Origin of the sequence: Microbispora sp. NPDC049633 (assembly GCF_040675265.1) — a bacterium.
GTDB classification, from domain to species: domain Bacteria; phylum Actinomycetota; class Actinomycetes; order Streptosporangiales; family Streptosporangiaceae; genus Microbispora; species Microbispora maris.
This window is the reverse complement of record NZ_JBFAOO010000004.1, coordinates 22,463-34,893: the sequence shown is the minus strand read 5'-3', so window position 1 is coordinate 34,893 and position 12,431 is coordinate 22,463. Positions and strand designations below refer to the sequence as shown.

General features: G+C 71.9%; 15 protein-coding genes. 3 read left to right on the top strand and 12 right to left on the bottom strand.

The annotated features are described in order from the left end of the window. Positions 1 to 150: 150 nt before the first annotated feature. The 12 genes from AB0J39_RS02290 to AB0J39_RS02235 all read right to left on the bottom strand — a co-directional run bounded on the left by AB0J39_RS02290 (position 151) and on the right by AB0J39_RS02235 (position 9,446). Entirely contained in the window at positions 151 to 399 is a 249-nt protein-coding gene (locus tag AB0J39_RS02290) for a hypothetical protein (RefSeq protein WP_150930351.1), read from the bottom strand. A gap of 188 nt (positions 400 to 587) precedes the next feature. Beyond that, on the bottom strand, positions 588 to 1,307 hold the full coding sequence (locus AB0J39_RS02285) for a haloacid dehalogenase-like hydrolase (protein ID WP_363461053.1): 720 nt from the start codon (positions 1,305 to 1,307) through the stop codon (positions 588 to 590). 301 nt (positions 1,308 to 1,608) lie between these two features. Then, positions 1,609 to 2,241, bottom strand: a complete 633-nt coding sequence (locus AB0J39_RS02280; RefSeq protein WP_363460924.1) for an HAD hydrolase-like protein — start codon at positions 2,239 to 2,241, stop codon at positions 1,609 to 1,611. 51 nt (positions 2,242 to 2,292) lie between these two features. After that, the gene (locus AB0J39_RS02275; RefSeq protein WP_363460922.1) at positions 2,293 to 2,799 is read right to left on the bottom strand and encodes a hypothetical protein; all 507 of its coding nucleotides are present in this window, start codon (positions 2,797 to 2,799) and stop codon (positions 2,293 to 2,295) included. Positions 2,800 to 2,829: 30 nt separating this feature from the next. Beyond that, complete coding sequence (locus AB0J39_RS02270) at positions 2,830 to 3,501, bottom strand: HAD family phosphatase (protein WP_363460920.1); 672 nt, start codon at positions 3,499 to 3,501, stop codon at positions 2,830 to 2,832. Positions 3,502 to 3,556: 55 nt separating this feature from the next. Further along, positions 3,557 to 4,888 (bottom strand): beta-N-acetylhexosaminidase, encoded by a 1,332-nt coding sequence (gene nagZ, locus AB0J39_RS02265; protein WP_363460918.1) that lies wholly within the window; start codon positions 4,886 to 4,888, stop codon positions 3,557 to 3,559. 59 nt (positions 4,889 to 4,947) lie between these two features. Then, positions 4,948 to 6,696, bottom strand: a complete 1,749-nt coding sequence (ptsP, locus tag AB0J39_RS02260; protein WP_363460916.1) for a phosphoenolpyruvate--protein phosphotransferase — start codon at positions 6,694 to 6,696, stop codon at positions 4,948 to 4,950. A gap of 5 nt (positions 6,697 to 6,701) precedes the next feature. Then, a complete protein-coding gene (locus tag AB0J39_RS02255) occupies positions 6,702 to 6,959 on the bottom strand; it encodes an HPr family phosphocarrier protein (RefSeq protein WP_363460914.1) in 258 nt (85 codons plus the stop codon). A gap of 24 nt (positions 6,960 to 6,983) precedes the next feature. Further along, positions 6,984 to 7,619, bottom strand: a complete 636-nt coding sequence (locus AB0J39_RS02250; protein WP_363460912.1) for an HAD-IA family hydrolase — start codon at positions 7,617 to 7,619, stop codon at positions 6,984 to 6,986. A 10-nt stretch (positions 7,620 to 7,629) separates the two neighbouring features. Further along, entirely contained in the window at positions 7,630 to 8,076 is a 447-nt protein-coding gene (locus AB0J39_RS02245; RefSeq protein ID WP_363460910.1) for a PTS glucose transporter subunit IIA, read from the bottom strand. An 80-nt stretch (positions 8,077 to 8,156) separates the two neighbouring features. Then, complete coding sequence (locus AB0J39_RS02240; protein ID WP_030509331.1) at positions 8,157 to 8,393, bottom strand: PTS glucose/sucrose transporter subunit IIB; 237 nt, start codon at positions 8,391 to 8,393, stop codon at positions 8,157 to 8,159. 18 nt (positions 8,394 to 8,411) lie between these two features. After that, the gene (locus AB0J39_RS02235; protein ID WP_363460908.1) at positions 8,412 to 9,446 is read right to left on the bottom strand and encodes an SIS domain-containing protein; all 1,035 of its coding nucleotides are present in this window, start codon (positions 9,444 to 9,446) and stop codon (positions 8,412 to 8,414) included. A 153-nt stretch (positions 9,447 to 9,599) separates the two neighbouring features. Between AB0J39_RS02235 and AB0J39_RS02230 the strand changes: the two genes are divergently transcribed. The 3 genes from AB0J39_RS02230 to AB0J39_RS02220 all read left to right on the top strand — a co-directional run bounded on the left by AB0J39_RS02230 (position 9,600) and on the right by AB0J39_RS02220 (position 12,417). Beyond that, positions 9,600 to 10,340 (top strand): GntR family transcriptional regulator, encoded by a 741-nt coding sequence (locus AB0J39_RS02230; protein ID WP_363460906.1) that lies wholly within the window; start codon positions 9,600 to 9,602, stop codon positions 10,338 to 10,340. A gap of 28 nt (positions 10,341 to 10,368) precedes the next feature. Beyond that, positions 10,369 to 11,703, top strand: a complete 1,335-nt coding sequence (locus AB0J39_RS02225; RefSeq protein ID WP_363460904.1) for a PTS transporter subunit EIIC — start codon at positions 10,369 to 10,371, stop codon at positions 11,701 to 11,703. A 261-nt stretch (positions 11,704 to 11,964) separates the two neighbouring features. After that, entirely contained in the window at positions 11,965 to 12,417 is a 453-nt protein-coding gene (locus AB0J39_RS02220) for an Rv3235 family protein (protein WP_363460902.1), read from the top strand. Positions 12,418 to 12,431 lie beyond the last annotated feature (14 nt).

Genomic DNA, 12,431 nt, shown 5'->3' with positions numbered 1-12,431 from the left:
GCCCGCCGACCCGGCGAGCCGATCGGCGGCCGAAAGGAACCAGGCCACGGCGCTGAAACGTTCAGTCCGCGCCGAGCGCGCCGGGGGAACACGAGCGGCCCGGCGCGCAGGTCGCGGCCCGATTCCTGCGGGTCATGCGGACGGCCCAAGTCAGTTCACGTACGCCCACAGGTCGTAGGTGGGGTTCGAGGGGTCGTTCTGCGGCTGATGCGTGCTGCACCACCAGGTGCCCCACTGGCCGTTCTGGTAGCCCGACTGTCCCCACGAGATGCACAGCGAGTAGGGCAGGCTGGAGTAGACGCGCTGGAGGGTCGAGGCGCTCGCGGGGGCGGCCGAGGCCACGGCCGGGACGACGACGGCCGTGGCGAGGATCAGCAGGGCTGCGAGTCGGTGACGCACGTGATCTCCTCTGGAGAAGGTCGTGATCAGACACTCGCATTGCACGTTGCGGAGGAACGCCTGGCAACCCTCCGCGCGCCGGCCGCCGGCATGCAGCGCCGATGCCGGACGCCGTGGCATGCGACGTGTAACTTTCACCCGGCGGAGCCCGCGGAGACGGGCCTGCCCGCCCCGAGCCCGGAACCGCGTCAGCGGGCCGTACGGTCGGCCGGGGTGGTGAGGCGGGCGACGGCGGCGACGACCTCGGAGGGGTTGGACAGGTCGGGCAGCACGATGTCGGCGCCCGCCTCCTGCAACTCGGCGGCCGTGGACCGGCCGGACACCACCGCGATCATGGCCGCGCCGCCGATCTTCGCCGCCTGGACGTCACGGGTGGAGTCGCCGATGAGCACGGTGTTGCCGGCGGTGAAGGCGACGCCGTACCGGGCCTTCGCCCGGCCCTGGGCCACCTGCAGCAGGGTGGCCTTCGGGTAGACCTCCTCGCCGTAACCGCCCACCTCGACGTCGATCCACTTGTCCAGCCCGAACGCCTTGAGCTTGTGCACGGCGTTGCTCTTGATGGTGCCGGTGAGCACCGACTGCACGACGCCGTCGAGGCGGGAGACGGCCTTGAGCGCGTCCTTGGCTCCCGGCAGCGCGCGGCCGTCCTTGGCCAGCCGCCCGCGCCGCTCCGCGAAGCTGACGGCCAGCGCGTCGATGAACCTGGGCAGGTGGTCGTCCTCGACGGCGATGCCGTTGACCGCCAGCGTCTCGAAGATGATCTCCGAATCGGGGCGGCCCAGCGCCGGTGCGAGTTTCACCAGCGGCCGCCCCGTCACCATCCGGAACGCGTCCGCGTAGGCGTCGCGGGTGACGATGGCGACGTCGACGAGCGTCAGGTCGATGTTCCAGAGAACGAGGCGGTTGATCGGGGCCTCCGTGGGGGTGCGGTGTGGATCGTGCCCAGCGTACGGCCCGCACACGGCGGGCGCCGCATCCACAGCGGCGCATCCACAGCGCTGCATCTATAGCGCTACCTCCACAGCGCTGCATCCACAGCGCTGCATCCACAGCGCTGCATCCACAGCGCTACATCTATAGCGCTACATCTATAGCGCTACCTCCACCGCGGCACGTCCAGGCCGACGCATCCGCGACCGCACGGGCGCCACGCAGGGCCAAGCCCCGCTGGCTGCTGGAGGAGGAGGAACGCCTGGGGAGTGGCTGAGATCAGACGAGGTCGAGGGCGTTGGCCAGCGAGTCGACCACGGGCACGCCGACGCCCTCCAGCTCCGACCGCCTGGTCATGCCGCCGGTGTAGAGGATCGCGCGGGCGCCGACGTGCTGGGCCGCGTGGGCGTCGTCCACGCTGTCACCGATGACGACGACCTTCGCCGAGTCGACACCGAGCGCGCGCAGGTGCTCGACCATGTGCTCGGCCTTGTGGCCGCCGGTCGCCGAGCGCGAGCCGTCGATCCGGGTGAAGTGGCCGTCGATGCCGAACTCGCCGGTCTTGCGGACCAGCCGCTCGTGGCCCCACATGGACAGCAGCGACTGCGTGCGGCCCGACTCCTCCCAGGCGCGCAGGCTCGACAGCGCCCCCTCGGCGAGGCTGCACGCATCCATCAGCCGGTGGTAGTGATCGTGGAAGCCCGCGTCGAGCAGTTCCCACTCACCCTCCCTCAGCGGCCGGCCGAGCATCCGCTCGTACGCCACCCAGATGGGGCGGGTGTACACCTCGCGGAAGCCCTCCGCGTCGTACGGCCCGAGGCCGTACGACTGGAAGAGCTCGTTGGTCGCGCCGACGACGGCGTCGATGTCGTGGAAGAGCGTCCCGTTCCAGTCCCAAACAATGTGTGTCATCTCGCCTCCCAGCTTAGACGCCGGGTGTGACATATCCATGAACGCCGTGGGTCAGGTGAGCAGATCCGGGATCTCCTGTGTGGCGTACCACAGCAGTTCGTGGTCCTCCACACCGTCGACGACGAACCGCGCGTCGTCGTCCCCGGTGTCGGCCGCCGGCAGCGCCGCGATCGCCGCCTCCACGTCCGGCACCGCGTCCGTGTCGTCCACGTGCACCGCGGCGACCAGCCGCAGCGGGACCGGCTCCAGCACCCGGACGCGGGCGCGTTCCTCCAGGTCGGCGCCGGCCTTCACGGTCTCGTCGGGCACCTCGGCCGCGATCACGATCCGCCGTGCGGCCACCTCGACGCCGTCCTTGCGGTCGGCGGCCAGCATGCGCAGGGAGGCCCGGGCGGCCTCGGTCAGCGCGACGTACTCCAGCTCCTCGGTGTCCCCCGAGACGTACCACTCGATCAGGGCGGGGGTGACCGCGAAGCCGGTCAGCGGGGCCGGGCCCAGCTCTCCCGCGGCGACGACGCGCGCCAGCGCGGGAATCGTGGACGGCAGATACACGCGCATGCGTTCCTCGACTCGGTTCTATGGTTCGGGCTACAGGCGGGCGGTGCCGGTTTCGCGGAGAGGCAGGCCGAACAGGCGCTCCAGCTCGGCGATGGTCGCTGCGGGCTCGTCGTGGTGGACGCCGACCAGGCCGATCGCGCGGGCGGCCAGGATGTTCGCCTCGATGTCGTCGACGAACACGCACTGCCCCGGCTCCAGCCCCAGCAGGCCGAGCGCGTGGTGGAAGATCCGCTCCTCGGGCTTGCGCATGCCGACCTCGCCCGAGATGACGACCGCGTCGAAGATGGCCTCCCAGCCCTCACGCGCGTAGTGGTCGCCCCAGGAGTTGGACACCAGACAGGTGCTGTGACCGGCCGCGCGGGCCAGGCGCAGCATGTCGTTCATCTCCTCGACCGGCCGGAAACCGGCGAACATCCGGGCCAGCAGGCCGTCGGCCTCCGGCGGTCCGCCGTCGAGGGTCACCAGCCGGGCCGCCAGGGCGCGCTCGAACTCGAGGACGGGGATCTCGCCCCGCTCCAGCGCGTGGATCGGGTTCTCCGCGCCGGGCTCGGCGCCCGCCCGGTACGCCTGGGCGACCAGGGCGCGCATCACCTCCCGGTAATGCCGGGGGTCGATCCGGTCCGCCTCGATCCACTCCGCGACGGACTCGGCCAGGCTCGTGGTCAGAACCCCGCCCCAGTCGATCAGCACACCCTTGAGCACCGCGCCTCCCAGCCGACGTGCCTCAAATACTAGGTCGTGCGGTCCGCCCGCCTGGTCATCCGGCGGCGGCGAAGACGCGATGGGCGATTTCGAGGTGCGCGGCGGATCTCAGCGCGCCGGGATCGGTGCGGATCGGCCCGAAGACGCCGCGCCTGTCCTTCAGCCGCAGGATCCGCAGCACCGACTCGTCGATCCTGCGCTCGGAGATCCGTCCCGACTTCACCGCGTCGAGGACCGCGTCGTGCGCCTTGGGCAGGTTCGGCGGCATGAGGAGGATGTCGGCCCCGGCGAGGACGGCCCGTACGGCGACCTCGGCGTCGCCGTACTTCTTCCGCACCCCGGCCATGTCGAGCGCGTCGGTGCTGATCACACCGTCGAAGCCGAGCTCCTCGCGAAGCAGGCCGGTGAGGATGCGGGGGGACAGCGTCGCGGGTTCGCCCGACGGGTCCAGCTTCGGCATCACCACGTGCGCCGACATGATCGCGTCCACGCCGTGCTCGATCGCCGCGCGGAACGGCGGCGCGTCCAGCTTCCGCCACTGCGTCTTCGAGTGCGTGATGACCGGCAGGCCCGAGTGGCTGTCGACCGAGGTGTCCCCGTGGCCGGGGAAGTGCTTGGCGACCGAGGCCACGCCCGCCGCGTGGAAGCCGTCGACGGCGGCCCCGACCATCGCGGCCACCTTCGTCGGGTCGGAGCCGTACGCGCGGGGGCCGATGACGGGGTTGCGGGGGTTGATGTTGACGTCGGCGACCGGCGCGAAGTCGAGCGAGATGCCGAGATCGCGCAGTTCCGCACCGGTCACCTTGGCGACGTCGCGCGCATTCGCCGTCTTGCCGGTCGCCCCGATCTGCGACGCGCCGGGAAGCTTGGTGACGAGCGGCTTGAGCCGGGAGACCAGGCCGTTCTCCTGGTCCACGCCGATCATCAGCGGCGCCTCGCCCGACCCGGCCGCCGCCTCGCGCAGGCCGGTGGTGAGCGCGGCGACCTGGCCCGCGGAGGAGACGTTGCCCGCCCAGTCGAACAGGATCACCCCGCCGGGACGGAACTTCTGCACCACCTCCGCCGGCGTCGCCACGCCGTACCGCGCCTCGTTCTCCTTGCTCGCCGCCCCGGCCTTCGGGCCCCAGACCACGATGGTGAACAGCTGCGCGACCTTGTCCCGCAGGCTCATCGCCGCGAGCGTCCGTTCGGCCCGGCCGCCGGAGGGCCGGGCCTCGGGCGACGCCGACGGGGACTCGGCCCCGGACGGCGACGGTGCCGCCGACGGTTCCGACGACGACGGCGCGGCCGACGACACAGAGGTCTGTGACACGGCCGCGGGGGACACGGACGAGCACCCGGTCGCGAGAAGGGCGAGCATGACGACACCGTGTCTGATTCGTGGCACGTTCTTTACCGTATCCGTGCCCCGGCAGCGACCGGGCCAGGAACCGGCATGCCGAGGAGTCAGAGCGCGAGCGCGTCCAGGCCCGGCAGCCGCACGCGGGCGGCCGCCTTGGCCTCCGGCGCCGAGGTGGCCGAGCGCGCCGCCGCGGCGGCGTCACGGCACTGCGCGAGCGTGTGCCGCGACAGGGCCGCGCGCACCCAGGGCAGCGCGGGGGCGCCCATGGACAGCGAGGTGATCCCCATGCCTACGAGCACGCAGGCGAGCACCGGATCGGCCGCGGCCTCGCCGCAGACCCCGCAGCCCTTGCCCGCCGCGGTGGCCGCCGAGGCCGCCATCGCGATCAGGTCGAGCACCGCCGGATGCCACGGATCCTGCAGCCCTGCGACGGCGCTGACCTGGCGGTCGGCCGCGAGCGCGTACTGCGTGAGGTCGTTGGTCCCGATCGAGAAGAAGTCGACGGCCCGGATGAGGTCCGCCGCCCGCAGCGCCGCCGACGGCACCTCGATCATGATGCCCGCGCCGTCGAGCCCCGCCGTACGGCAGGCCTCGCCGAACCACTCGGCCTCCTCCACGGTGGCCACCATGGGCGCCATGACCTGGACCTTGGCCGAGACGCCCGCCGCGGCCCCGGCCAGCGCGCCCAGCTGGGCGGTCATGATCTCCGGATACCGGCGGAACATGCGCAGGCCGCGCTCGCCGAGCGCCGGGTTCGGCTCCTCCTCCGGAGGCGGCAGGAACGCCAGCGGCTTGTCGGCGCCGGAGTCGAGCGTGCGCACCACCACCCGGCCCTCCGGGAACGCCTCGAACACCGCCCGGTAGGCCTCCTCCTGCTCGCTCACCGACGGCGCGCTCTCGCGGTCGAGGAAGAGGAACTCGGTGCGGTAGAGGCCGACGCCCTCGGCGCCGTTGGCCAGCGCGCTCTCCAGGTCGCGGGGGCCGCCGATGTTGGCGAGCAGGGGCACGGGGTGGCCGTCGGCGGTCGCGCCGGGGCCGGTGGCCGCCGAGAGCGCGGCGCGCCGCGCCTCGTCGGCGGCGCGGGCCTCGGCCACGCGGGCCGGGCCGGGCGCGAGCAGCACCTGTCCCGAGGCGCCGTCGACCAGCACGGGGGTGCCGGGGGCGATCGCGGTCGCGCCGGCGCAACCAACGACGGCGGGCACGCCCATCGAGCGGGCGAGGATCGCCGTGTGGCTGGTCGGCCCGCCCTGCTCGGTGACGAACGCGGCGACCACGTCCTTCGACAGCAGCGCGGTGTCGGCCGGGGCGAGGTCCTTGGCGACGAGCACGAACGGCTCGCCGGCGCCGGTCGGCACGCCGGGCATGGGCAGGCCGGTGAGCACGGCGATCACCCGGTCGCGGATGTCGTCGAGGTCGGCCACGCGCTCGGCCAGATAGCCGCCGGCCGCCGCGAGCAGGTCCCGATACTTGCCGAACGCGTCGAAGACGGCGCGCGGGGCGGCCACGCCGCGGTCGACGAGCTCGCCGACCTCCACGGCCAGGCTCGGATCGCGCGCCATCAGCGCCTGCGCGCCGAGCACCTCCTGGGCCTCGCCGCCCGCCCTGGCGCCGCGCGCCTCCAGGTCGGCGGCCACCTCCTCGACCGCCCGTTCTGCGCGGGCGCGCTCGGCGGCGGCGTCGCCGTCGTGGCGCGCGTCCTTGTCTGGCTCGGGGATCTCTCCCACGAGCAGATGCGCCGGGCCGTACCCGGCGCCGGGGCTGACCCCCGTGCCTGCCAGCGACCCCGTGCCTGTCAGCGACCGCGCGCCGTCGTCGTCCCCCGCCGTCGTCCCCGTCCTCCGCCGCCCGTCCATCGTCGTCAGGAGGCCGAGGCGATCTGGGCGAGCTCGTCGAGCAGCTCCTCGGCTCCCTCGCCCTCCGCGCTGATGACGATCGACTCCCCCTGCCGTACGTCGAGCGCCAGAACCGACAGGATGCTCTTCGCGCTCACCGGCGCGCCGCCCGCCTTCGCGATGGTGACGTCGAAGGGCACCTTCGCCGCGGTCTGCACGAACGTCGCCGCCGGCCGGGCGTGCAGACCGACCTCGGACGTGACGCTGACTGTGCGTTCGGCCACGTTTCCTCCTCCTGTGGCGGTGGTCTAGACCGCCGGTAGTTCCGTCAAGGGCCAGTCAATACCCGACATATCGGGGATTACCAGATCCGCGTGCGACAGTTCATCCGGATGATGGGTGGTGGCCACCGCAACGCAGGTCATACCCGCCGCCCGGGCCGCCGCGATCCCGGCGAGCGAGTCCTCGAACACCACGCACTTCGCCGGGTCCACCTGGAGCAGGTCGGCCGCCAGGAGGTATCCGGACGGGTCGGGCTTACCCACGCTCACGTCCTCGGCGGAGACGATGGTCCGTACCACCTCCACGACGCCGATGTCGGTGAGCCGTTCCACCGCCCACCATCGCTGGGCCGAGGTGACCAGGGCCAGCGGAGCCCCCTGCTCCGCGACCCGGGACACCAGCGCGGCCGCCCCCGGGACCGGCACGATGTCGGGCAGGTCCGGATGGTCGTAGTAGGAGCGGATCTCCTCCAGCACGACCTCCGGATCCGTACCGGGCAGCACCTCGGGAACGACGTCCACCCCGCGGCGGCCCATGACCCGCCGCAGCAGCGTCTCGTCGTAGACGATCCCGTGGTTGTCCAGGAGCATCCGCCACAGAGCCAGGCTGCGGATCTCCGTGTTGATCAAAGTACCGTCGAGGTCGAAGAGCGCGGCCTCCATCACCGGCGCATCACGACCACTCGAACAGCGCGTCGCCCGCGTCGACGCCGCCCTCGGCGACCTTCCCCACCGCGTCCGCCGGCGCGTCGAGCGCCACCACCGGACAGACCGGCGAGCGGCCGCCGGCCTCGATGGCGGCGGGGTTCCAGGCCACGACGGGCTGTCCCGCGCCGACGCGGTCCCCCTCGGCCGCGAGCAGGCGGAAGCCCTCGCCCTTGAGCTGCACGGTGTCGATGCCGAGATGCACCAGCACGCCCCTGCCGTCGTCCCCCACAACGACGTACGCGTGGGGGTGCAGCTTCACGATGGTGCCGCTGATCGGGGCCACGGCCTCGACGGGCCCGCGTACGGGGTCGATCGCGGTCCCCGGACCGACCATCGCCTGGGAGAACACCGGATCCGGCACGGCGGCCAGGCCGATGGCCGCCCCCGCGACCGGGGCGAGAACAGTCGTCAATGAAGCGCCCTTCCCTGGGACCGGGCAGGCGTCACCGATAGGTCCGCCGAACAGCGGCGGACCTGCCGTGACCTCCCGAGTCAGCCGATGATGTCCTCGATGTCGCTGGCGATGGTGTCGGCCTCGGGGCCCACCACGACCTGGACGACGTTGCCCGCCGCCATCACTCCGTGGGCGCCGGCCGCCTTGAGCGCGGCCTGGTCCACCTTGGAGGCGTCGTGCACCTCGGTGCGCAGCCGGGTGATGCACGGCTCCACCTCGATGATGTTGTCGGCGCCACCGAGCCCGGCGATGATCGCCTCGGCGTCTGCAGCCATGGGGGATCCTCCTGTTGTTCAGTCGGTCTGGGTGACCTTTTTCAGACCGCGGGGGGAATCGGGGTCGATTCCGAGCCTGCGCGCGAGCGCTTCGGTGAGCAACTGCCCGGGGACGATGAGTCCCAACGGAGCCACCCACTCGGGCAGGTCCGGACCGTTCAGTGCGGCGGTCGAGGCGCCGGCGAGCCGTTCGCCGCCCCCGACGCCGAAGGCGGCGGCGCCCGCGCCGGTGACCCTCTCGGCCAGCGCGACCGTGCCCGCCAGTGTCGGGCCCTGCCCCGCCGCCACCAGGATCGCCGGGGTCTCGGCGTCCACGACCGCGATCGGTCCGTGCAGCAGATCGGCGTACGACAGGCCCATGGCGTGCAGGTAGCACGCCTCCTTGAGCTTGAGCGCCAGCTCCAGCGCGGTCGAGAACGCCAGGCCGCGGCCGGAGACGACCACGCCGGGCTTGTCGGCCAGGCCCTCGACCACGGCGTCCAGGTCGCCGGGGTCGGAGACCAGCTTCTCCACCGCGTCCGGCACCCTGCGCAGGTCGTCGGGGTTCACGTCGGCGCCGAGGCCGATCGCGAGCACGGCCAGCGCCGCGAGCTGGGTCGTGTAGGTCTTCGTGGCCGGGACGGCCTTCTCCTCGCCGGCGAGCGTGCACAGCGCGAGGTCGGCGGCCTGGGCCAGCGGCGACTCCTCGCCGCCGTTGGTGATCGCGACGGTCTTCGCGCCGCAGTCCTTCGCCCACTGGAGGGTCTCGACGATCTCCTCCGTACGGCCGGACTGGGACAGGCCCACGGCCAGCACCCCGTCGAGGTCGAGCCTGCGGCGGTAGGTGGTGGCCACGGAAGGCGCGCCCATCGCGGCCATCCGGCCCGCCCGCGACTCGATCAGGTAGCGGCCGTAGACCGCCGCGTTGTCCGAGGTGCCGCGGGCGACGAACAGCAGGTGGCGGGTGCCGCGCGCGACCGCCTCGACATCGCCGGTCCTCGGGAGAAGGGCGTCCAGCGTCGCCCGGATCGCCGCGGGCTGCTCGGCGATCTCACCGCGCATTCTGGTCGTCATCGATGATCATCCCTTGCTTGGCGAGATTTGTCCGTTATCGATCCGTCGCCGGCCCATACATTGACACACATTTCCCGGCTGTGGTCTAGTCCGGACTAGACCAGTAAGAACCTTAACTTATTCGGACGATCCAGAGCGAGAGGGGAGGGATCAGTGGCCCAGATCGATCCGGACAGCCCGGTGCCCAAGTATTTCCAGCTGCGGGAGATCCTGCTCGACCTCATCGAGAGCAACGAGCTGCCGATCGGCGCGGCGATCCCCTCCGAGCGTGACCTGAGCCAGCGTTACGACCTGTCCCGTATGACGGTACGGCAGGCCGTCGACCACCTGGTGTCCGAGGGCCGGTTGCACCGGGTCCCCGGCAAGGGCACGTTCGTGGCCCGGCCGAAAATCGAGCTGGCACTCCAACTCACCTCCTTCACCGACGACATGCGGGCGCGCGGCATGGAGCCGGGCTCCCGTGACCTGGACCGGCGGGTGGTCCGGGCCAGTGCCCACCTCGCACGGCAGCTCGGCATCCAGCCGGGAGACGCCGTCCACTTCATCGAGCGGCTGCGCACGGCGGACGGGGAACCGCTGAGCATCGAGCGCGCCCACATCCCGGTCGCGCTCGCGCCCGATCTCGACACCTACGACCTGACCGGTCGATCCCTGTACGCCCTGCTCGAGTCGCGCTACGGACTCGTCATGGACGCCGGGGAGCTGACCATCGACGGCGGCGTCGCCGATCCGAGCGACGCCGACCTGCTCAAACTGCCCCGGGGCGGGGCCGTGCTGCTGCTGCAGCGCCGGTCCTTCGCCGGCGGGGTCTGCGCCGAACTCGGCGTCTCCACCTACCGCGCCGACCGCTACCAGCTCCGGACGCTCCTCGGAGCCCCGGCCAGACGCCTCTAGTAGTCCCCCCACCCTGGAGGAACACCCGATGAGTTCCACCTCCGCCGACGCGGGCCTGCCGGCCGCGCCCTCGAACCAGAACGCGGTGATGACCGCGCTGTCCCGTATCGGCCGTTCCCTGATGCTCCCGATCGCGGCGCTGCCCGCCGCGGCTCTCCTTCTCCGGATCGGCCAGGACGACCTCCTCGGCCGTACGGACAACGCGACGCTCGACAAGATCGCACAGGTCGTCGGCGGCGCGGGCGGCGCCCTGTTCGACGCGCTGCCGCTGCTGTTCGCGATCGGCGTGGCGGTCGGCTTCGCGCGGCGGGCCGACGGCTCGACCGCCCTGGCGGCCGTGGTCGGCTATCTCGTCTGGGACCGGGTCACCCACCTGATGTTCTTCGACGCCTCCGCGGACGCGGCGGTGCACAAGAAGGTGGCGCAGACCATCGTGGGGGCGGACGGCAAGCCGGCCGAAGCGCTCAACCTCGCGTCGGCCAACCCGACCGGAGTGCTCGGCGGCATCCTCATGGGCCTCGTCGCGGCCATCCTCTGGCAGCGGTACTACCGGACCAAGCTGCCCGCCTACCTGGCGTTCTTCGGCGGCCGCCGCTTCGTGCCGATCCTCACCGCGCTGGCCGGACTGATCCTCGGCGTCGTCTTCGGCCTGATCTGGCCGCCGATCGGGCAGGGCCTGACCAACTTCGGCGACTGGCTCGCCACTCACTCGACGCTCGGTGCGGGCATCTACGGGATCGTGAACAGGGGCCTCATCCCCTTCGGCCTGCACCATTTCGTCAACTCGATCGTCTGGTTCACCGTGCCGGAGTGCACCGTCGGCGCGACCCAGGCCGCGGGCGACCTGAACTGCTACTTCGCCGGTCAGGACGGCGCCGGCGCGTTCATGGCGGGCTTCTTCCCCGTCATGATGTTCGGCCTGCCGGCCGCCGCGATCGCCATGTGGCGGGCCGCCCCGCCGAACCGCCGCGCCGCCATCGGCAGCATCATGATCTCCACGGCCCTGATCTCGTTCGTCACCGGCATCACCGAGCCGATCGAGTTCGCGTTCATCTTCGTGGCTCCGATCCTGTTCGCGGTGCACGCGCTGCTCACCGGCGTCTCGATGGCCCTGGTCGCGGCCCTCGACGGGCGGCTCGGCTTCGGGTTCTCCGCCGGCGCGATCGACGCCGCCCTGAACGCGACGAAGGACAACACGCACAACTTCTGGCTGATCATGCTGATCGGCGTCGTCTACTTCGTCCTCTACTACGTGGTCTTCAGCTTCCTCATCAAGAAGCTGAACATCATGACGCCCGGCCGCGAACCGGAGCCCGACGTGGACTCCGGGGAGAGCGCCGACACGGCGCGCGCTCGCGCCTGACGCGTCACGTCCCCTCTCAGGGAGCAGGGGCGCCCGGTGATCCCGGGCGCCCCTGTTGTGTTTCCCGCAGTTGCGGATGCCGCTAATCATCGATCAGACCCTGCGCGAATCCGAGGGGATCACGCCAACCCGAGGGGATTTCCCGGACGAACGGCGGCACAAAGGCCCGCCACTCGGCAAAGTTGGCGTGCCCTGTATCAGGAGGGATGACCGCAATCTCTATTAGGCGTCAGGTTCACGGCGCACGAGAGCGGAGTCCCGATGCCCAAGCCCGTCCCCCTGCCACGGCTCGCGTCCGTCCCCCCGGCCGACCCTCCGTATGACGAGCGCGACGACGGCGGCCACATCACGCGCCCCGGCACGTACGGCGCGCTCGCCCTGGCCCCGGTCCCGCGCCGTACGGGCACGCCCACGGACGAGCGCCGCCTGCGGGGGCTCGGCCAGGCGCTCGCGGAAGTCCTGGCAGGCCGCAGGCCCCCGGAGACCGTCGCCGGGCGGCTCACCGAGCGGGCCTACCGCGAACTGGTCCGGGCCGGCAAGATGATCGACGCCGAGCGGCCGCCGCTGACGGGCCTTCCCCATGTGCAGCGCCCCCGCGACGGCGCGATCGAGATGTGCCTGCTCGTCCACTGCGGGCCGCGCAGTCACGTGCTCGCCGTACGGCTGGAGCGGCAGGGCGTGCAGTGGCTGGTCACCGAGTTCGAGACCGCGTGACCGGCGCCCCATGA